The following is a 21,063-nucleotide window of genomic DNA, read 5'->3' as shown; positions in this document are numbered from 1 at the left end:
GCGATTATCTGTATCAGAAGTCCAGGTTAGAAACCGCCAACGCATTGCTCTCGATGAAGTCACGGCGAGGTTCGACCGCATCACCCATCAGGGTGTTGAAGATCTGGTCTGCGCCAATGGCGTCTTCGATGGTCACACGCAGCATGCGGCGCTGAGCGGGGTCCATGGTGGTTTCCCACAGCTGGTCGGGGTTCATCTCGCCCAAACCTTTGTATCGCTGGATGGTGTGGCGCTTGGTGCTTTCAGCCATCAGCCAGTCAAGGGCTTCCTTGAATTCCCTGACCTGCTTCTTGCGTTCGCCACGCTGAATGTAAGCGCCGTCATCCAGCAGGGTGCTCAACTGCGCGCCCAGGGTAACCACTGTCTTGTAGTCATTGCTGCCGAAGAAGTCGCGGTTGAAGGTGACGTAGTTGGAAAGGCCATGGGAGATCAGTTCAACCTCTGGCAGCCACACGTTACGTTCACGGTCTTCACGCAGGCTGGCTTTGTACACCAGGCCAGACTTCTCGACAGTGCGCAGGCGCACTTCGTACTGGGCCAGCCAATCCTGCATATGCGCATGATCGCCCAACTGTTCCAGGCTCACGGCTGGCAGGTAGATGAAGTGCTCGGTCAGTTCCTGAGGGTACAGGCGCGACAAACGCTTGAGGGTTTTCATCACCATGCGGAAGTCGTTAACCAGACGCTCCAACGCCTCACCGGAGATGCCCGGGGCTTCGTCGTTCAAGTGCAAGCTGGCATCTTCCAGAGCCGACTGCGTCATGTACTCTTCCATGGCGTCGTCGTCTTTGATGTATTGCTCTTGCTTGCCCTTTTTCACTTTGTACAACGGCGGCTGGGCGATGTAGATATAGCCACGCTCGATCAGCTCCGGCAACTGACGGAAGAAGAAGGTCAGCAGCAAGGTACGGATGTGCGAACCGTCGACGTCAGCATCGGTCATGATGATGATGTTGTGATAGCGCAGCTTGTCGATGTTGTACTCATCACGGCCAATACCGCAGCCCAACGCCGTGATCAAGGTCCCGACTTCCTGAGAGGAAATCATCTTGTCAAAGCGAGCCTTCTCGACGTTGAGGATCTTGCCTTTCAACGGCAGGATGGCCTGGGTGCGACGGTTACGACCCTGCTTGGCGGAGCCGCCAGCAGAGTCACCTTCCACCAGGTACAGTTCGGAGAGGGCAGGGTCTTTCTCCTGGCAGTCAGCCAGTTTGCCCGGCAGGCCGGCGATATCCAGCGCACCTTTACGACGGGTCATCTCACGGGCCTTACGCGCAGCTTCACGGGCGCGTGCAGCATCGATCATCTTGCCGACAACCAGCTTGGCTTCGTTCGGGTTTTCCAGCAGGAAGTCGGAGAAATATTTACCCATCTCCTGTTCCACTGCGGTCTTCACTTCGGAAGACACCAGCTTGTCTTTAGTCTGGGAACTGAACTTAGGGTCCGGCACTTTCACCGAAATGATCGCCGTCAGGCCTTCGCGAGCATCGTCACCGGTCGTGGCGACTTTATGCTTCTTGGCCAAACCTTCGGCTTCGATATAGGTATTGAGGTTACGCGTCAGTGCGGAACGGAAACCCACCAAGTGAGTACCACCGTCGCGCTGTGGAATGTTGTTGGTGAAGCACAACAGGTTCTCGTTGAAGCTGTCGTTCCACTGCAGGGCGATTTCCACGCCGATGCCGTCTTCACGCTGGATGTTGAAGTGGAACACCTGGTTGACCGCAGTCTTGTTGGTGTTCAGGTATTCAACGAACGCACGCAGACCGCCTTCGTATTTGAACAGCTCTTCCTTGCCGCTGCGCTCGTCCTTGAGGACGATACCCACACCGGAGTTAAGGAAGGACAACTCGCGAATACGCTTGGCCAGGATGTCCCAGCTGAAGTGGATATTCTTGAAGGTTTCGGCAGACGGTTTGAAGTGAATCTGCGTACCGGTAGTTTCGCTGTCACCGACAATTTTCATCGGTTCTTGTGGAACACCGTGCACGTAGGTCTGTTCCCAGATCTTGCCGCTACGGCGAACAGTCAGGATCAGCTCTTCGGACAGCGCGTTCACGACTGACACACCTACGCCGTGCAAACCACCGGAGACTTTATAGGAGTTATCGTCAAACTTACCGCCGGCGTGGAGCACAGTCATGATGACCTCTGCCGCCGAAACGCCTTCTTCTTTGTGCACGTCTACCGGAATACCGCGACCGTTGTCGCGCACGGTAATAGATTCATCCGGGTGGATGATGATGCTGATGTCGTCGCAGTGACCGGCCAGAGCTTCGTCGATGGAGTTGTCGACCACCTCGAACACCATGTGGTGCAGACCGCTACCGTCATCAGTGTCGCCAATGTACATACCGGGACGTTTGCGTACGGCATCCAAACCTTTCAGCACTTTAATGCTGGTCGAGTCGTACGTGTTTTCTTCGCTCATGCCTTCACTCCCGATGGTCGTGGGTCTGGGTGATACGGCCTTGTTCCACGTGGAACAAAGCGACTGGCGTTTCCGTCTGCCAGCCTTCCCTCAATAATTCGTGGTCTACACAGGTGATAAACACCTGGCAGCGTAATTCTTCCAACAAACGGCATAACGCGCGGCGATGTTGCTCGTCTAGTTCGGACGGCAAGTCATCCACCAGATAAATACACTGACCGCGCCGGGCCTGGCTAACCAAATGGCCTTGGGCGATCCGCAGCGCACACACCACCAACTTTTGCTGACCACGGGACAAAATGTCCGCAGCATTGTGAGCGCCTAATCTAAGACGCAAATCAGCCCGTTGGGGTCCGGCCTGGGTATGGCCAATTTGCTGATCCCGCTGTAAGGACGTCGCGAGCACAGCACTCAGCTCACGCTCTTTGTCCCAACCACGGTAGTAACTCAGCGTCAGGCCCTCGAGGTCCAACAACTCACTCAAGGTCTGCTCAAAGACTGGTTTCAAGGCTTTGATATAGGCACGGCGGTATTCATCTATTTCGTCGCTGGCCAGGCACAGTTCCCGGTCCCAGGCCGCTTGCGAAGCGGCGTCAAGTGTACCATGCCGCAGCCATGAGTTCCGCTGCCGCAGGGCCTTCTGCAGGCGCTGCCAAGTGGCCATGAAACGCGGTTCCACGTGGAACACTCCCCAATCGAGGAATTGCCTACGGATTTTCGGCGCGCCTTCCAACAGACGAAAGCTGTCAGGGTTGATCAGTTGCAGTGGCAGGATTTCCGCCAACTGCGCAGCACTGCGAGCATTTTGCCCATCAATGCGAATCTGGAACTCTCCGCCGCGGTCACGGGATATTCCAAGACTGCTGTGCCCACCCTCAGCCAGTTCGACCTGGCCAAACACCGTGCACGCCAATTGTTCATACTGGATAACCGGTAGCAGGCGGGCACTGCGAAATGAACGGGCAAGCCCCAGCAAGTGGATGGCTTCCAGCACGCTGGTTTTGCCACTGCCATTAGCGCCGTGGAGGATATTGATGCGGGGAGAAGGGGAGAAGGTCACCGGGTGCAGATTGCGCACCGCGGTGACCGAGACGCGACTGAGGGACATCTAGCTTCTGCTGAGCATGATTACAGGCGCATCGGCATGACAACATAAGCCGAGTCGTCGTTATCGGATTCCTGCACCAGAGCGCTGCTGTTAGAGTCCGACAAGATCAGGCGAACCTGTTCAGTGGTCATCACACCCAGCACGTCCAGCAGGTAACTCACGTTAAAGCCGATTTCCAGCGAACCGCCGTTGTAGTCGACGCCCACTTCTTCTTCCGCTTCTTCCTGCTCAGGGTTGTTGGCCTGGATTTTCAGCTGACCGTTGGCCAACTGCAGACGAATACCACGGTACTTTTCGTTGGAAAGAATCGCGGTGCGGCTGAAAGCTTCACGCAGGGCCTGACGGTCACCGATCACCAGCTTGTCGCCACCTTTAGGCAGCACGCGCTCGTAATCCGGGAATTTGCCATCGACCAGTTTGGAAGTGAAGGTGAACTCGCCGGTGGTGGCGCGAATATGGTGCTGGCCCAGCACAATGCTGACATTACCTTCCGGCTCGGTGAGCAGGCGCGCCAGCTCGAGAATACCTTTACGCGGCACGATCACCTGGTGACGGTCTGGCTGACCGATATCGGCGCGCATCGAGCACATCGCCAGGCGGTGACCGTCGGTAGCCACGGCACGGATGATGCCTTCCGACACTTCCAGCAGCATGCCGTTGAGGTAGTAACGCACGTCCTGCTGCGCCATGGCGAAACTGGTGCGCTCGATCAAGCGACGCAGTTTGCTCTGCTCCAGGCTGCAGGTCAGCGAACCTGGGCCTTCTTCAACCGTTGGGAAATCATTGGCTGGCAAAGTGGACAGGGTAAAACGGCTGCGACCCGCCTTGACCACCAACTTGGCTTCATCAACCTTGATGTCGATCAACGCGTCATTTGGCAGGCTTTTGCAGATATCCATCAGCTTGCGCGCAGGCACAGTGATCTCGCCAGGTTCGGCAGGCTCTTCCAGCTGCACACGACCGACCAGCTCCACTTCCAGATCGGTACCGGTCAGGGACAACTGCTGGCCTTCGACGACCAACAATACGTTGGAAAGCACCGGCAAGGTCTGTCGGCGCTCGACGACGCCTGCGACCAGTTGCAGGGGTTTCAACAGGGCTTCGCGTTGAATGGTGAAATGCATGGTCTAGTCCCTTGCCTTAATAAGCTGCGCTGGTGTCATCAAGTTGTCAGTGTACGCAGCAGGTTCTTGTAGTCCTCGCGAATATCCGCGTCGGATTCCTTAAGTTCATTGATCTTGCGGCATGCGTGCAAGACTGTCGTGTGGTCACGCCCGCCAAACACATCACCGATTTCCGGCAGGCTGTGGTTGGTCAGCTCCTTGGAGAGCGCCATGGCCACCTGACGGGGACGTGCTACCGAACGCGAACGGCGCTTGGACAGCAGGTCGGAAATCTTGATCTTGTAGTACTCGGCCACAGTGCGCTGGATGTTATCCACACTCACCAGTTTGTCCTGCAGTGCCAACAAGTCTTTGAGGGATTCACGAATCAGCTCGATGGTGATGTCGCGGCCCATGAAGTGCGAGTGCGCGATAACCCGCTTGAGCGCGCCTTCCAGCTCACGAACGTTGGAACGAATGCGTTGGGCGATGAAGAACGCCGCGTCGTGCGGCAAGTCGACCTTGGCCTGGTCGGCCTTTTTCATCAGGATCGCGACACGGGTTTCCAGTTCCGGCGGCTCTACAGCTACGGTCAAGCCCCAGCCAAAGCGCGATTTCAGACGTTCTTCCAGGCCTTCGATTTCTTTCGGATAACGGTCACTGGTCAAGATGACCTGTTGGCCGCCTTCGAGCAGGGCGTTGAAGGTGTGGAAAAACTCTTCCTGGGAACGTTCCTTGCGGGCGAAGAACTGAATGTCATCGATCAGCAAGGCGTCAACCGACCGGTAGAACCGCTTGAATTCGTTGATGGCATTGAGCTGCAAGGCCTTGACCATGTCAGCCACGAAGCGCTCCGAGTGCAGGTACACGACCTTGGCATTCGGGTTCTTCTTTAATAGGTGGTTACCCACAGCGTGCATCAAGTGAGTCTTACCCAAGCCAACGCCGCCATAAAGGAAGAGTGGGTTGTAGCCGTGCTTGGGGTTATCGGCTACCTGCCAAGCAGCTGCACGAGCCAGCTGGTTGGATTTACCCTCAACGAAGTTCTCGAAGGTAAACGTGCGGTTCAGGTAACTCGTGTGCTTGAGCGCGCCTTCTACCTGCACGGTGCGCTGTTCAGCGCGAACCGGTGCTTGCTGGGAGGCGGCCCCGGCCATCGGGTCAAAACTGTCACGGGACGGCTCTTCATGCTGTGCTGCATTCTTTTGCGCAGAGGACTTGGAGGCTGTCGGCGCAGGTGCACTGGGGGCCGGTGCAGCAGCGGCTTGAGCGTGCGACGCAGCAGCGGCCAACGGCGCATTCGGCGCAGCACGAGGTGCGGAGCTGCGTTTGCTGCCTATTAATAAGGAAAGCACGGGCGCGAGGCCGTTGCCATGTTCGTCGAGCAATTCGAGAACGCGGCTCAGGTACTTCTCGTTGACCCAGTCGAGGACAAAACGATTGGGCGCGTAGACACGCAACTCGTCGCCTTCGGCTTCGACCTGTAGCGGACGGATCCAGGTGTTGAATTGCTGGGCAGGCAGCTCATCGCGCAAAAGCTCCACGCACTGCTGCCAAAGTTCCACTGACACGGATATCCCCTAAGTTGAAAGCCGGTGAGGCAAAAACAGCCGCCATTGTAGCGGCGAGCCGCCCACTTATCCACATGTAGGTTGATCAGAGGCCAGCCAAAATCAACGTCTTAACGGTAAAGAAGTCGACCAATGGTCTGTGCATAAGCTCTGTGGATAAGCGCTCCTAAGGTCGTTGTACAAGTGGGGGCGAAAGTCTGTGGGTAACTGGCCTGTGGATAACAGACCATTCCACACACAGCTTATCCGACAGCGCAGCACAGGCAGAGCACCGTTTCTCCCCCGTGTTGTCATTCTCTGTACATCACGTGGAATATGGCCTAAAGGCACTTATCCACAGAGGATGGCCTGCCTAGCTTTTATAAGCTTTACAGAAAAGCTTTAAATAACTTCCTTTTTTATTTTTATATCTATGCCACTGCCCGTGAAGGCCAAGCAGACAGAAAAGGCCAAATGGAGCCTAGAGATCTAATTGAAGGAAAAGCTGGTTGGAAATTGACCTAGAGGCTTGCTTTCTCTAGAATCGCCGGTCTCTTAAAACGGGGGCCATTCCGGCCCGTTGTGGACGAACCAGGTAACAACGCCATGAAACGTACTTTCCAACCAAGCACCATCAAACGCGCCCGCACTCACGGCTTCCGTGCTCGCATGGCTACCAAGAACGGCCGTGCTGTCCTGTCGCGTCGTCGCGCTAAAGGTCGTGCGCGTCTGGCAGTTTGATAATCCGGTACTGGTGGTGAGTCAGGACTTCAGTCGGGAAAAGCGTTTGCTGACCCCCCGGCATTTTAAGGCAGTCTTTGACTCCCCCACCGGCAAGGTTCCGGGGAAAAATCTCCTGCTCCTTGCGCGTAACAACGATCTTGATCACCCCCGTCTCGGGTTGGTGATCGGCAAGAAGAGCGTAAAGCTCTCCGTTGAGCGCAATCGCCTCAAGCGTCTGATGCGCGAATCGTTTCGCCTCCACCAGGACACTCTGGTTGGTTGGGATATTGTTATCGTCGCGCGCAAAGGCTTGGGGGACGTAGAAAACCCCGAATTGATTCAGCATTTCGGCAAGCTCTGGAAACGTTTGGCGCGTACCCACAAGCCAGCACCAGCAGTCAGCACCGAAACTGTAGGGGTAGACAGCCTTGATGCGTAAACTGGCAATCGTTCCGATCCAGTTTTATCGCTATGCCATTAGTCCTCTGATGGCCAGCCACTGTCGTTTCTACCCCAGTTGTTCCTGCTACGCGTTAGAGGCCATAGAAAATCATGGTCTTCTGCGCGGTGGCTGGCTGACCTTTCGTCGTTTAGGTCGCTGTCATCCGTGGAATCCCGGTGGTTATGACCCGGTTCCATCTATCCCTACCTCCCGTTCTTCTTCGATGGCCGAGTAATCATGGATATTAAACGCACGATCCTGATCGTCGCCCTGGCAATCGTGTCCTACGTCATGGTTCTTAAGTGGAACCAGGACTACGGCCAAGCTGCCCTGCCGACTCAGAATGTTGCTGCCAATGCTGTTCCTGCGGGGCTTCCCGACACAGTGAGTGGCACCAAAACTGCCGCCAGTGACGACATTCCACGTGCACCGGGCGAGACAAACGCACCTGCCGAAGTTCCAGTTGCCGCCAGCACGGACCTCATCCAGATCAAGACGGATGTATTGGACCTGGCTATCGACCCGCAAGGTGGCGATGTTGCCAAGCTGACGCTTCCGCTGTATCCGCGCCGTCAGGATCATCCGGAAATTCCATTCCAGCTGTTCGATAACGGTGGCGAGCGTGTTTACCTGGCTCAAAGTGGCCTGATCGGCACCAACGGTCCCGATGCAAGCGCTACCGGTCGTCCGGTTTTCTCTTCGGAGAAGAAGAGTTACCAACTGGCCGACGGCCAGGACCAATTGGTTGTTGACTTGAAGTTCAGCAAGGACGGCGTCAACTACATCAAGCGGTTCACCCTCAAACGTGGCCTGTACGACGTTGTTGTCACCTACTTGATCGACAACCAGAGCGCTCAGCCTTGGACCGGCGCGATGTTTGCGCAGCTCAAGCGTGATGCCAGCTCCGATCCGTCGTCCAGCACCGCCACTGGCACCGCGACGTACCTGGGCGCAGCCCTGTGGACAAGTTCGGAGCCTTACAAAAAAGTGTCGATGAAAGATATCGACAAGGTCAACGAAGACAAACAAAAGGCACCGATCACCTATAACGTGAACGGCGGCTGGGTTGCCTGGTTGCAACACTACTTTGTGACCGCGTGGATTCCTCAGCCTGGCCAGAACAATGTGGTTGCGGCTCGCAAGGACACCAAAGGCAATTACATCATTGGCTACACTGGCCCGGCATTGACCGTTGCTCCAGGTGCCAAGGCAGAAACCAGCGCCACCCTGTACGCCGGTCCGAAAAGCCAGGCTGTACTGAAAGAGTTGTCCCCAGGTCTCGAACTGACTGTGGATTACGGCTTCCTGTGGTTCATTGCCCAGCCGATTTTCTGGCTGCTGCAACATATCCACAGCATTGTCGGTAACTGGGGCTGGTCGATTATCTTCCTGACCATGCTGATCAAAGGGATCTTCTTCCCTCTGTCGGCAGCCAGCTACAAGTCGATGGCGCGCATGCGTGCCGTGGCGCCGAAACTGGCGGCACTGAAAGAGCAACATGGCGATGACCGGCAGAAAATGTCGCAGGCCATGATGGAGCTGTACAAGAAAGAGAAGATCAACCCGCTGGGTGGATGCTTGCCGATTCTGGTACAGATGCCGGTATTCCTGTCGCTGTACTGGGTACTCCTGGAAAGCGTGGAAATGCGCCAGGCACCGTTCATGCTGTGGATAACTGACCTGTCGATCAAAGACCCGTTCTTTATCCTGCCGATCATCATGGGCGCAACCATGTTTATCCAGCAGCGTCTGAACCCGACTCCGCCGGACCCGATGCAGGCCAAGGTAATGAAAATGATGCCAATCATCTTCACCTTCTTCTTCCTGTGGTTCCCAGCTGGTCTGGTGCTGTATTGGGTGGTCAACAACGTGTTGTCGATCTCTCAACAGTGGTACATCACACGTAAAATCGAAGCGGCTACCAAAAAAGCCGAGGCGTAATTTACTCTGTGGATAACCACTCAAGACGCCCCCTAGTGGGGCGTTTTGCTTTCCGTCACTTTTGTTCTGGAACCTGCTGATGAGCGCTCGTCGTGAAACCATCGCTGCTGTCGCTACCGCTCAAGGTCGCGGCGGTGTCGGTATCGTTCGAATTTCCGGGCCGCTCGCGGGCTTGGCAGCGAAGGCCATCAGTGGTCGTGAGTTGAAACCGCGCTATGCGCATTACGGCCCGTTCCTGGACGCTGACGAAAGCGTATTGGACGAAGGCCTGGCAATTTATTTCCCGGGCCCAAATTCCTTCACCGGCGAAGACATCCTCGAATTGCAGGGCCATGGCGGCCCCGTTGTGCTGGATATGTTGTTGCAGCGCTGCCTGCAATTGGGCTGCCGCTTGGCCCGCCCAGGAGAATTCAGCGAACGCGCGTTTTTGAACGACAAGCTCGACCTGGCTCAGGCCGAAGCGATCGCTGACTTGATCGAAGCCAGTTCTGCACAAGCGGCGCGCAATGCGTTGCGCTCGCTGCAGGGGGCGTTCTCCTTGCGTGTGCATAACTTGACCGAACAATTGATCAGCCTGCGTATCTACGTCGAGGCGGCGATTGATTTTCCCGAGGAAGAAATTGACTTTCTTGCCGATGGCCACGTATTGGCGATGCTGGACAAGGTGCGCGACGAGTTATCCACAGTGCTGCGCGAAGCCGGGCAGGGCGCCTTGTTGCGTGATGGAATGACGGTAGTGATCGCTGGGCGGCCCAATGCGGGCAAATCCAGTCTGCTCAACGCACTGGCGGGACGTGAAGCAGCCATCGTCACTGAGATCGCCGGCACGACCCGGGATATCCTGCGCGAACATATCCACATCGACGGCATGCCACTGCACGTGGTTGACACTGCGGGTTTGCGCGATACCGATGACCAGGTTGAAAAGATCGGCGTGGAACGCGCCCTTAAGGCCATCAGCGAAGCGGATCGGGTGTTGCTGGTGGTGGATGCGACGGCGCCCGAGGCTGTGGATCCTTTCGCCCTATGGCCGGAATTCCTCGAGCAACGTCCAGACCCGGCCAAGGTCACGTTGATTCGCAACAAAGCCGATTTGACGGGTGAAGCCATCGCGATGGAAACCAGCGCGGATGGCCATGTCACTATCAGCCTCAGCGCAAAGTCAGCAGGTGATGGCTTGGAATTGCTGCGTGATCACCTCAAGGCCTGCATGGGCTACGAGCAGACCTCGGAAAGCAGCTTCAGTGCGCGCCGCAGGCACCTGGAGGCGTTGCGCCACGCGAGCGCAGCCTTGGAGCACGGTAGGGCACAATTAACCTTGGCGGGCGCAGGGGAGCTGCTGGCTGAGGATTTACGTCAGGCGCAGCAGCTGCTGGGGGAAATCACCGGCGCATTCAGCTCCGATGATTTGTTGGGCCGGATCTTCTCCAGCTTCTGCATTGGTAAATAACCGAGTTATCCACAACCTTACCAGTTGTAAGACACCGTACCGAGCAAGGTACGGCTGTCACCCCAATAGCAACGCCCTGCATCGTTGCAACCAGATACATATTCCTTGTCGAACAGGTTCTTGGCGTTTAAATCGACTGACCAGTTTTTGTCGATTTGATAGCCAACTGCAGCGTCTACCAGCGTCACGCTGCCGGCATCCAGTTTTCCGTAAAGGCTGGGTGCCGTGTAGGAAAACGTACTGTCGAAGTAGCGCACACCACCCCCCAGGGACAGACCTTTGAGTTGACTGTCGAGGAATCGATACTTGCCCCAAATCGACGCTTGGTTACGCGGCACGCCGGTCATCTGGTGCCCCTCAACCAGAGAGGTGGCCGAATCCTTGGTAATCCGCGCGTCAGTGTAGGTGTAGGCAGCAGTCACATTCAGGTTAGGCGTGATGGCGCTGTTCACTTCAACTTCCACGCCCTTGGCCCGGCTTTCGCCGACTTGACGATAGCTGTTGGTGGTGGCATCGAGGTAAGTGTCGTCCTGCTTGCGCAAGTCATACACCGAAACCGTCATCGCCGTATCCCATCCGATCGGCTCGTATTTCACGCCCACTTCGTATTGGCTGCTGGTGATCGGTTTCAACGGTGAACCCGCGTTGGAAATCTGCTGCACCGGGACGAACGCAGTGGAGTAGCTGACATAGGGCGTAAGCCCATTGTCGAACTGGTACATCACCCCACCCTGGTAGGTGAACTTGCGGTCTTCGGAGCCTGTGTTGCTGGCCTTGTTCACCTTGTCGCGATAATCGCTGTCGACCCAATCCTGGCGACCGCCAAGCAAGAACAACCAGTGGTCATACTTGCTCTGGATCTGTGCATAAACCCCTTTCATCTGTTGTTCGAGCAAGGTGTTTTGCACAGCCACCGGCGTCAAAGGATCTCGCAAGTACACAGGGTTATACACATTGATGGTGCCGGCAGAGCCTGCGTCCCAATCCTGGTTGAACGAGGTACGGTCATAGCTCGCGCCGAACAGCACGGTATTTTCCAGCCCGCCGACCTGGAATTTGCCTTCCAGTTGGTTATCCAGGGAGTAGACCATCGACTTGTTGTAGCGGTCGTAGGCAGTCATGTTCAGCTGAGTGCCAAAGCCACGGTTATTCAACGCGCCAGGCCAGGTTTCATGACGGTTAATGCGCGACTGCATATAGCGCGAGTTCTGGCGGAACTGCCAATCGTCGTTGAAGCTGTGGCTGAATTCGTAGCCGGTGCTCCAGGATTCGCGTTCAAAGGTGTTCCAATCCGGGTTACCGAGCATGGTGTGCTTGGACAGCTTGCCATTGGGGTTTGTAAGCAAGGTACCTGCGGCTGGTAGGCCAAGTTCGAGGTTGGTGTGGTCCTTCTGGTAATTGGCCAACAGGGTGAGGGTGTTGTAGTCGTCAAAATTCAGGGTCAGGGAAGGCGCAATGTAGAGTCGATCGTCTGGGACGTGATCGGTCTGTGTATCGGACTTGCGGCCAAGCATCACCACTCGCCCAAGAATGTTGTCGCTGTCATTGAGCGGGCCGGAGATATCCACACCCACTTGGCGTCGGTTGTTTGAGCCGGAACCCAGTTGCAACTCACCTTGCGGTGTGGCGGTCGGGTGTTTGCTGACCAGGTTCACCAACCCACCTGGTGCGTTTTCACCGTAGAGCAGGGAAGAAGGGCCGCGGAATACTTCGACTCGCTCTAGACCGTAAGGCTCGCTCGTGGTGTCGTACCGATTGCCTTGTACGCGTAGGCCGTCTCGCAGTAGGCCGTAGCCGTAATCCGTGGCGTTGAAACCGCGGATGAAGAACAGGTCACCGGCCAAGCCATCGCCGGCCGCAAAAGGGGGGGCGAAGATGCCAGGCACATAGCCCAATACTTCAGTCAGCGTTTGCGACTTCTGGTCCTTGATGCGTTGGCCGGTGACAACCGAAACCGAACGTGGTGTTTCTGACAAAGGCGTGCTGGTCTTGGTGCCGATGCGACTGTTTTGCGCCTTGTAGCCCACGTCACCGGCGATCTCCTGATTGAAACCAGCCTGTTGATAAGTGCTTACCGTGGTGGGCGCCAGTGTGAGTTCGCCAGCAGGCATGGCCTGCAGGACATAACTGCCGGGCGCCTGGACGACCGCCTGCAATCCCGAGTTTTGCAGCAGTAGCGCAAAGCCTTGATCCACCGAATAGTCACCTTCCAACCCTGGCGTGTTCAAACGCGTGGTTTGCTGGGGCGAAAAAGACAGAATCACATTCGCCCTGGCAGCAAATTGGCTCAAGGCATTATCCAGCGGGCCTGCAGCAATGGCGTAGTGTTGCACCGTGCTGGCGGCCATGGCGCTGGTTGATAGCAAAACAGCGGCCGTGGCTGCAGTACTGAGCAGTAGGCTGCCGGTCAAACCGTGGTAGGAAAGCCGCTGGCGAAACTTGGTAGGGAGGCGCATAGGTGGGTTAGCCCTGAAGGTTGCGTCGTGATTACCTGTAGGGCCGCACCAGGCAAAAAAAGATAACCCCCTTATGGATAATTTTTCCAGTCAGCTGATTCGCTTCACCGAAACCCAATAGCGAGTGAAATACTTCACTTTGATCGGCAAGGTCGCTTGCAGATTGGCCAGTACCGCATCCGTTGAATCCAGGCGCAACGTACCGGAAACGCGCAGACGTGCCGAAGCCACGTCGCATTGCAATACGCCCGGCCGATAACGCGCGAGCTCGTCGAGTACATCCCCGAGTCGAGCATCCAATACGATCAACTGGCCATCGACCCAGGCCGCCTGGGAACCGCGATACACAATGTTCGGCCCGACGTTTTGGCGATCAAAGTCAGCGCTTTCACCTGCTCCGAGCACGCGGACATGGTTGGGCTGGTCACCTGGCGACACGCTCACGCGATCCTCCAGAACGCCGACACGTGTGGTGTCCGACAGTTGGCGCACGGTAAATCGGGTACCCAATGCCTGGACTCGCCCTTGGCGGGTTTCGACATAAAAGGGCGTGTGCCCGCTCAATTTTCCCGTGTGGATAAGTACTTCACCTTCGCGCAGGCGGATCAAACGCTGACGCCCGTCGAACACCACATCAATCGCCGTGCCGGTGTTGAGATCAAGCCGCGTGCCATCGGCCAATTCGATACGCCGGCGTTCACCCACGGAAGTCCGGTAGTCGGCCAATACATTGCCCAGAGACGTGTGTTGCTGAACATTCCAGCCCAAGTACCCGGTACCGCCCAACACCAGCATCCACTTCAGTACCTGGCGACGTTGCTGCGTGGTCGACAATGCACGGCGGGTTAAATCCTGGGGCAGAGCGCCAAGACTGCGCTGTAATTGCTCCATCTGGTTCCATGCCGCCTGATGGGCCGGATCATCGTTGAGCCATTGCTGCCAGGCCTGGCGTTCTGCGGGTGTAGCCGGTTGGGATTGAAATTGCACATACCAACTGGCTGCGGACTCGAAGGTCTTGCGATCGGGAATCGCCATTACAGGCTGGCCATGATCAGCGAACACTCAGTCAATGCCCGAATCATATGCTTCTTCACTGTGGTCAGTGACACCTGCAGTTGATTGGCGATCTGTTGATAAGTCAGCCCTTCGATCTGCGACATCATGAAAATCCGCCGCGCCCGCTCGCCGAGTCCGGACAGGGCTTTATCCACAGCCACCAGGGTCTCAATGATGATGGCCTTGTCTTCTTCACTGATGGCGGTGCCTTCAGGCCGTTCAGCCAGTGTTTGTCTGTAGGCCTGTTCGATGGCGTGCCGGCGATAACGATCAATCACCAGGCCCTTGGCGATGGTCGCCAGATAGTCCCGCGGTTCAACGATCTGCGCCGCATGCCGTCCGCCTAGTATCCGCACGAACGTATCGTGCGCCACATCGGCGGCATCGCAGGCGTTATGCAACTTCCCTTTGAGCCACCCGTGCAACCAGGAATGGTGCTGCTCATAGATATGCTGGACTGCAACCGTGTGTGAAGAAGGGGACATAGGGCATGACGAACTAGGTTAATGATAATCGCTATTATTAACTGCCCTACGGTGTTCCCACAATAGATCTCTACTTTCTGCGCTTACCAACGAATGTGAGGATTTGGTTGGCCTGCGTGTGGGCGAAATACACACGGTTGAACCAATTTCTGTGGATTAAACCCTGTGAATAACCGCCCTTGTGCCCAGTTGATAACAGGGCCTGAAACCTGAGTAAAAACCTGCCTGTGGATAACCACCTGTTTAATCCACAGGCTTAAACCACTTATCCAAGGGCCTCATTGGCACATGACCACAGACTTTTGAATCTCTGTACACATAGTAAATAGGGGCTTGTAGAGATCTATCCACAGAAAAGGTGATCAGTAGAAATAAACATAAAAACAAAGATTTAATAAATTTCTCTCTTTTAATTTCTATTGTCTGTGATTCATCCACAGCTGGTTAAATTTTGTGCAAAGGGTTCTTTAGCAAGGGCTAAGTCCCTATACTTGCCGGCATTGCTCCAATCTCTTTCAACAGACAATTCCTGATTACCTACATAAGCAGGCACGAGGTGCGTGGTGGATTTCCCTTCCCGTTTTGAAGTGATCGTCATCGGCGGCGGTCATGCCGGTACCGAGGCAGCACTGGCGTCAGCACGCATGGGTGTCAAAACCCTGTTGTTGACGCATAACGTGGAAACCCTCGGTGCCATGAGCTGCAACCCCGCCATCGGTGGGATCGGCAAAAGCCATCTGGTCAAGGAAATCGACGCCCTTGGCGGCGTGATGGCCATGGCGACTGACAAAGGTGGTATTCAATTTCGCGTGCTCAACAGCCGCAAAGGCCCGGCCGTACGGGCTACCCGGGCTCAAGCCGACCGCATCCTGTACAAGGCGGCGGTACGCGAAACCCTGGAAAACCAGCCGAACCTGTGGATATTTCAGCAGGCAGCGGATGACCTGATCGTCGAGCAAGACCAGGTACGCGGTGTTGTCACGCAGATGGGCCTGCGTTTTCACGCAGAATCCGTGGTGTTGACCACCGGTACGTTCCTCGGCGGACTTATCCACATCGGTATGCAGAACTATTCCGGCGGCCGTGCGGGTGACCCCCCCTCGATCGCCCTGGCTAAACGACTGCGTGAATTGCCGCTGCGCGTCGGCCGTTTGAAAACCGGGACCCCGCCGCGTATCGACGGGCGTTCTGTGGATTTCTCGGTGATGACCGAACAAGCCGGCGATACACCGATCCCGGTCATGTCGTTCATGGGCTCCAAAGAACAGCACCCCAAACAGGTCAGCTGCTGGATCACCCACACCAATGCACGCACCCACGAAATCATCGCGGCGAACCTCGACCGTTCGCCGATGTATTCCGGGGTGATCGAAGGCATCGGCCCACGTTATTGCCCGTCGATTGAAGACAAGATCCACCGCTTTGCCGACAAGGAAAGCCACCAGGTCTTCATCGAGCCCGAAGGCTTGACCACCCACGAGCTGTACCCGAACGGGATTTCCACCTCACTGCCGTTCGACGTACAGATCCAGATCGTGCAATCGATTCGCGGTATGGAAAACGCGCACATCGTGCGTCCGGGCTACGCCATCGAGTACGACTACTTCGACCCGCGTGACCTGAAGTACAGCCTGGAAACCAAAGTCATTGGCGGTTTGTTTTTCGCCGGGCAAATCAACGGCACCACCGGTTACGAAGAAGCCGGCGCCCAAGGTTTGCTGGCCGGGACCAACGCGGCATTGCGCGCGCAGGGCAAAGACAGCTGGTGCCCGCGCCGCGATGAAGCGTATATCGGCGTATTGGTCGACGACCTGATTACCCTGGGTACCCAGGAACCGTACCGGATGTTCACTTCCCGGGCGGAATACCGATTGATCCTGCGCGAAGACAACGCCGACCTGCGTCTGACCGAAAAAGGCCGCGAGCTGGGCCTAGTCGATGACGCACGCTGGGAAGCTTTCTGCAAAAAACGCGAAAGCATTGCGTTGGAAGAGCAGCGCCTGAAAAGCACTTGGGTTCGCCCGGGCACCGAGCAGGGCGACGCGATCGCCGAAAAATTCGGCACGCCGCTGACCCACGAATACAACTTGCTGAACCTGCTGTCCCGTCCGGAAATCGACTACGCTGGCTTGGTCGAAGTGACCGGCCACGGCGCAGAAGACCCACAGGTTGCCGAGCAGGTCGAAATCAAGACCAAATACGCCGGTTACATTGACCGCCAGCAGGACGAGATCGCTCGGCTGCGTGCCAGTGAAAACACCAAGCTGCCTGTGGATATCGACTACACCGGGATTTCCGGGCTGTCGAAAGAAATTCAAAGCAAGCTGGGGATAACTCGGCCAGAAACCTTGGGGCAGGCGTCACGTATTCCCGGTGTCACCCCGGCAGCCATTTCGCTGTTGATGATTCATTTGAAAAAACGCGGCGCGGGCCGTCAGTTGGAGCAAAGCGCTTGAGTTCGTCTGTTACCTCGCAACACGCCGAAGAGTTATCCACTGGGGCGCTCCAGCTGGGCGTTGACCTGACCCCGGCCCAGCACGAATTGCTGTTGGGCTACCTGGCCCTGTTGATCAAATGGAACAAGGCTTACAACCTGACTGCTGTGCGTGACCCTGATGAAATGGTTTCGCGTCACTTGCTCGATAGCTTGAGCGTAATGCCATTCATCGAAAACGGTCGCTGGTTGGACGTGGGCAGTGGCGGTGGCATGCCTGGCATCCCGCTGGCCATCCTGTTTCCCGAGTCGCAAGTGACCTGCCTTGACAGCAACGGCAAGAAAACCCGCTTCCTGACCCAGGTCAAACTTGAACTCAAACTGGACAACCTGCAGGTTATCCACAGCCGCGTCGAAGACTTCACGCCTGAACAGCCCTTCAACGGAATTGTTTCCCGGGCGTTCAGCAGCATGGAGAACTTCAGCAACTGGACTCGCCACCTTGGCGACCGTGACACGCGCTGGCTGGCAATGAAGGGCGTTCATCCAAGCGACGAGCTGTTAGCATTGCCGGCAGACTTCCACCTCGATAGCGAACACGCCTTGGCCGTACCCGGTTGCCAAGGCCAACGCCATCTGCTGATACTGCGCCGCACGGCATGATTGGGAACACAAGCAAGAATGGCTAAGGTATTCGCAATAGCGAACCAGAAAGGTGGCGTGGGTAAAACCACCACCTGCATCAACCTCGCAGCATCCCTGGTCGCCACCAAGCGTCGGGTGCTGTTGATCGATCTCGATCCACAGGGCAACGCCACCATGGGTAGCGGTGTGGATAAACACGGCCTGGAAAACTCGGTGTACGACGTGCTGATTGGCGAGTGCGACCTGGGCCAGGCCATGCACTACTCCGAGCACGGCGGTTATCAACTGCTGCCGGCCAACCGCGATTTGACCGCGGCGGAAGTGGTGCTGCTCGAAATGCAGATGAAAGAAAGCCGTCTGCGCAGCGCCTTGGCGCCGATCCGCGAGAACTACGACTACATTTTGATCGACTGCCCACCGTCGCTATCGATGCTCACGCTCAACGCGTTGGTGGCCGCCGATGGGGTGATTATCCCCATGCAGTGCGAATACTTCGCACTGGAAGGTTTGAGCGACCTTGTGGATAACATCAAGCGAATCGCCGAGTTGCTCAACCCGAACCTGCAGATCGAAGGCTTACTGCGCACGATGTACGATCCGCGCCTGAGCCTGATGAACGATGTGTCGGCGCAGCTCAAGGAACACTTCGGCGAGCAGTTGTACGACACCGTGATTCCACGCAACATCCGCCTGGCCGAAGCGCCAAGCTATGGCATGCCCGCGTTGGCCTATGACAAAACGTCGCGCGGTGCCATTGCTTACCTGGCACTGGCCGGCGAGATGGTTCGTCGCCAACGCCGCAACTCACGCACCGCTGCAGCCCAGCCAACTTAAGGAATCCCCATGGCCGTCAAGAAACGAGGTCTCGGACGTGGACTGGATGCACTGCTGAGTGGTCCGACCGTCACATCGCTTGAAGAACAAGCGGTGCAGGCCGACGAGCGCGAGCTGCAACACCTGCCCCTGGACCTGATCCAGCGCGGCAAATACCAGCCACGCCGGGACATGGACCCCCAGGCGCTGGAGGAGTTAGCCAATTCGATCAAGGCCCAGGGCGTGATGCAGCCAATCGTGGTACGCCCGATTGGTGACGGCCGTTATGAAATCATCGCCGGTGAACGCCGCTGGCGCGCGAGCCAGCAGGCTGGCAAGGAAACCATCCCGGCGATGGTGCGCGATGTGCCGGATGAAACCGCCATCGCCATGGCGTTGATCGAGAACATCCAGCGTGAAGACCTCAACCCGATCGAAGAAGCGATTGCCTTGCAGCGTCTGCAGCAGGAATTCCAGTTGACCCAGCAACAAGTCGCGGACGCGGTGGGCAAGTCCCGCGTGACCGTGTCCAACTTGCTGCGCCTGATCGCATTGCCGGAAGTCATCAAGACCATGTTGTCCCATGGCGACCTGGAAATGGGCCACGCCCGTGCCTTGCTCGGTTTGCCGGAAAATCAACAGGTTGAAGGGGCGCGACACGTTGTCGCACGGGGTCTCACCGTTCGTCAGACCGAGGCCCTAGTTCGCCAGTGGCTCAGCGGCAAACCCGCACCGGTTGAAACGGCCAAACCTGATCCGGATATCGCGCGTCTTGAGCAGCGTCTGGCCGAGCGGCTGGGCTCTTCGGTGCAAATTCGTCACGGCAAGAAGGGCAAAGGGCAACTGGTTATCGGGTATAACTCGCTGGATGAGCTTCAGGGTGTTCTTGCTCACATCCGCTGAAACATTTGCTCATGTAGCGCGCGATCGGAAATCACTACCCGGCAGTTGAATAGGGGCTGAACCGCCCCTATACTCTGCGCGCATTTTGTCGGCACAAATTATGCCAAGTTATTGATTTCCGGCAGCCGACCATTGAGGAGCAAAAGTGATGGAAACCCGCACGCCAAACACGTTGCCGTTCCATCGCTTGGCCGTTTTTCCGGTTTTATTGGCTCAATTTGTGATTTTACTGATCGCCGCTTTGGCGCTTTGGTACGGGCATGGAGTCGTAGCCGGATATTCAGGACTCTGCGGAGGCCTGATAGCCTTGCTGCCCAATATGTATTTTGCTCACAGGGCCTTTCGGTTTTCCGGCGCCCGAGCAGCCCAGGCTATCGTCCGGTCTTTTTATGCCGGCGAGGCGGGGAAACTGATTTTGACGGCAGTGCTGTTTGCACTGACCTTTGCAGGTGTGAAGCCATTGGCGCCGCTGGCTGTATTCGGCGTCTTCGTGTTGACCCAACTGGTCAGCTGGTTCGCTCCCCTGCTAATGAAAACAAGACTTTCGAAACCTTAGGGCGTTTGAGGCAACCATGGCAGAAACAACCGCTTCGGGCTATATCCAGCACCACTTGCAGAACCTGACCTTCGGTCAGCTTCCTAATGGCGGCTGGGGCTTTGCCCACTCCGCAGCAGAAGCCAAAGAAATGGGTTTCTGGGCTTTCCACCTGGATACTCTGGGCTGGTCGGTCGCATTGGGTCTGATCTTCGTTCTGATTTTCCGCATGGCGGCCAAGAAGGCAACTTCCGGTCAGCCAGGTGCTTTGCAGAACTTCGTTGAAGTATTGGTCGAATTCGTCGATGGCAGCGTGAAAGACAGCTTCCATGGCCGTAGCCCGGTGATTGCACCGCTGGCACTGACCATCTTCGTCTGGGTGTTCCTGATGAACGCCGTCGACCTGATCCCGGTTGACTGGATTCCTCAGCTGGCCATCCTGATCTCCGGCGACCCGCACATTCCATTCCGCGCGGTATCGACCACTGACCCGAACGCTACCCTGGGCATGGCCTTGTCGGTGTTCGCGCTGATCATTTTCTACAGCATCAAGATCAAGGGCATCGGCGGCTTCATCGGCGAACTGACCCTGCACCCGTTCGGCAGCAAGAACATCTTTGTTCAAGCCCTGCTGATCCCGGTGAACTTCCTGCTGGAATTCGTGACCCTGATCGCCAAGCCGATTTCCCTGGCTCTGCGACTGTTCGGCAACATGTATGCCGGCGAGTTGGTGTTCATTCTGATCGCTGTGATGTTCGGCAGCGGCCTGCTCTGGCTTAGCGGCCTGGGCATCGTTCTGCAGTGGGCGTGGGCTGTGTTCCACATCCTGATCATCACCCTGCAGGCCTTCATCTTCATGATGCTGACCATCGTCTACCTGTCGATGGCGCACGAAGAGAACCATTAAGGCCAGTCTCGACTAGTCTGATGTCCTTCCCGGTGAAACGGGAAGGTGGCCCACCAGGGCTATGAAACGATTTGTTTTACC

Annotated in this window: 18 protein-coding genes; 11 read left to right on the top strand and 7 right to left on the bottom strand. The window is 56.5% G+C overall.

Annotated elements, in window-relative coordinates:
• Positions 1–13: 13 nt before the first annotated feature.
• Genes gyrB through dnaA form a run of 4 tightly spaced genes read right to left on the bottom strand, consistent with a single transcriptional unit; the run spans position 14 to position 6,213 of the window.
• A complete protein-coding gene (gyrB, locus tag AB4O35_RS06110) occupies positions 14–2,431 on the bottom strand; it encodes a DNA topoisomerase (ATP-hydrolyzing) subunit B (protein ID WP_065875581.1) in 2,418 nt (805 codons plus the stop codon).
• A 4-nt stretch (positions 2,432–2,435) separates the two neighbouring features.
• On the bottom strand, positions 2,436–3,539 hold the full coding sequence (gene recF, locus AB4O35_RS06105) for a DNA replication/repair protein RecF (RefSeq protein WP_012721452.1): 1,104 nt from the start codon (positions 3,537–3,539) through the stop codon (positions 2,436–2,438).
• 20 nt (positions 3,540–3,559) lie between these two features.
• Positions 3,560–4,663 carry a DNA polymerase III subunit beta gene (dnaN, locus tag AB4O35_RS06100; RefSeq protein ID WP_065875580.1) on the bottom strand — a complete coding sequence of 368 codons (1,104 nt, stop codon included), beginning with the start codon at positions 4,661–4,663 and terminating at the stop codon, positions 3,560–3,562.
• A gap of 38 nt (positions 4,664–4,701) precedes the next feature.
• The gene (gene dnaA, locus AB4O35_RS06095) at positions 4,702–6,213 is read right to left on the bottom strand and encodes a chromosomal replication initiator protein DnaA (RefSeq protein WP_065875579.1); all 1,512 of its coding nucleotides are present in this window, start codon (positions 6,211–6,213) and stop codon (positions 4,702–4,704) included.
• 585 nt (positions 6,214–6,798) lie between these two features.
• Between dnaA and rpmH the strand changes: the two genes are divergently transcribed.
• The 5 genes from rpmH (at position 6,799) to mnmE (ending at position 10,748) form a co-directional block, all read left to right on the top strand.
• Complete coding sequence (gene rpmH, locus AB4O35_RS06090; RefSeq protein WP_003213577.1) at positions 6,799–6,933, top strand: 50S ribosomal protein L34; 135 nt, start codon at positions 6,799–6,801, stop codon at positions 6,931–6,933.
• A 13-nt stretch (positions 6,934–6,946) separates the two neighbouring features.
• Positions 6,947–7,354, top strand: coding sequence for a ribonuclease P protein component (gene rnpA / locus AB4O35_RS06085; RefSeq protein ID WP_020302575.1), 408 nt, complete (start codon positions 6,947–6,949; stop codon positions 7,352–7,354).
• Positions 7,347–7,592 carry a membrane protein insertion efficiency factor YidD gene (gene yidD / locus AB4O35_RS06080; RefSeq protein ID WP_083207160.1) on the top strand — a complete coding sequence of 82 codons (246 nt, stop codon included), beginning with the start codon at positions 7,347–7,349 and terminating at the stop codon, positions 7,590–7,592. Before rnpA ends, yidD begins: the two co-directional genes overlap by 8 nt.
• Before the next feature lie 2 nt (positions 7,593–7,594).
• Complete coding sequence (yidC, locus tag AB4O35_RS06075; protein WP_065875578.1) at positions 7,595–9,298, top strand: membrane protein insertase YidC; 1,704 nt, start codon at positions 7,595–7,597, stop codon at positions 9,296–9,298.
• Between the two features lie 79 nt (positions 9,299–9,377).
• Positions 9,378–10,748 (top strand): tRNA uridine-5-carboxymethylaminomethyl(34) synthesis GTPase MnmE, encoded by a 1,371-nt coding sequence (mnmE, locus tag AB4O35_RS06070; protein ID WP_065946088.1) that lies wholly within the window; start codon positions 9,378–9,380, stop codon positions 10,746–10,748.
• Between the two features lie 17 nt (positions 10,749–10,765).
• On the opposite strand, the gene AB4O35_RS06065 is transcribed toward mnmE, so the two are convergent.
• From AB4O35_RS06065 to AB4O35_RS06055, 3 genes are all read right to left on the bottom strand, one after another.
• Positions 10,766–13,204, bottom strand: coding sequence for a TonB-dependent siderophore receptor (locus AB4O35_RS06065; protein ID WP_065946087.1), 2,439 nt, complete (start codon positions 13,202–13,204; stop codon positions 10,766–10,768).
• 90 nt (positions 13,205–13,294) lie between these two features.
• Positions 13,295–14,239, bottom strand: a complete 945-nt coding sequence (locus AB4O35_RS06060; protein ID WP_065910160.1) for a FecR domain-containing protein — start codon at positions 14,237–14,239, stop codon at positions 13,295–13,297.
• A complete protein-coding gene (locus AB4O35_RS06055; protein WP_065875574.1) occupies positions 14,239–14,745 on the bottom strand; it encodes a sigma-70 family RNA polymerase sigma factor in 507 nt (168 codons plus the stop codon). Before AB4O35_RS06055 ends, AB4O35_RS06060 begins: the two co-directional genes overlap by 1 nt.
• A gap of 563 nt (positions 14,746–15,308) precedes the next feature.
• Here AB4O35_RS06055 and mnmG point away from each other — a divergent pair.
• From mnmG to atpB, 6 genes are all read left to right on the top strand, one after another.
• Complete coding sequence (mnmG, locus tag AB4O35_RS06050; RefSeq protein ID WP_065880387.1) at positions 15,309–17,201, top strand: tRNA uridine-5-carboxymethylaminomethyl(34) synthesis enzyme MnmG; 1,893 nt, start codon at positions 15,309–15,311, stop codon at positions 17,199–17,201.
• Positions 17,198–17,842 carry a 16S rRNA (guanine(527)-N(7))-methyltransferase RsmG gene (gene rsmG / locus AB4O35_RS06045; RefSeq protein ID WP_065880334.1) on the top strand — a complete coding sequence of 215 codons (645 nt, stop codon included), beginning with the start codon at positions 17,198–17,200 and terminating at the stop codon, positions 17,840–17,842. Before mnmG ends, rsmG begins: the two co-directional genes overlap by 4 nt.
• A gap of 18 nt (positions 17,843–17,860) precedes the next feature.
• Entirely contained in the window at positions 17,861–18,658 is a 798-nt protein-coding gene (locus AB4O35_RS06040; protein ID WP_065880333.1) for a ParA family protein, read from the top strand.
• 9 nt (positions 18,659–18,667) lie between these two features.
• A complete protein-coding gene (locus tag AB4O35_RS06035) occupies positions 18,668–19,540 on the top strand; it encodes a ParB/RepB/Spo0J family partition protein (protein WP_065875572.1) in 873 nt (290 codons plus the stop codon).
• A gap of 148 nt (positions 19,541–19,688) precedes the next feature.
• On the top strand, positions 19,689–20,096 hold the full coding sequence (locus tag AB4O35_RS06030) for a F0F1 ATP synthase subunit I (RefSeq protein WP_003177069.1): 408 nt from the start codon (positions 19,689–19,691) through the stop codon (positions 20,094–20,096).
• A gap of 16 nt (positions 20,097–20,112) precedes the next feature.
• Complete coding sequence (gene atpB / locus AB4O35_RS06025) at positions 20,113–20,982, top strand: F0F1 ATP synthase subunit A (RefSeq protein WP_049710820.1); 870 nt, start codon at positions 20,113–20,115, stop codon at positions 20,980–20,982.
• Positions 20,983–21,063 lie beyond the last annotated feature (81 nt).

It is taken from the genome of Pseudomonas sp. H1_A03 (assembly GCF_054685145.1).
Note: the sequence above shows the minus strand (reverse complement) of the source record. Positions and strands in the feature narration are given on the sequence as shown.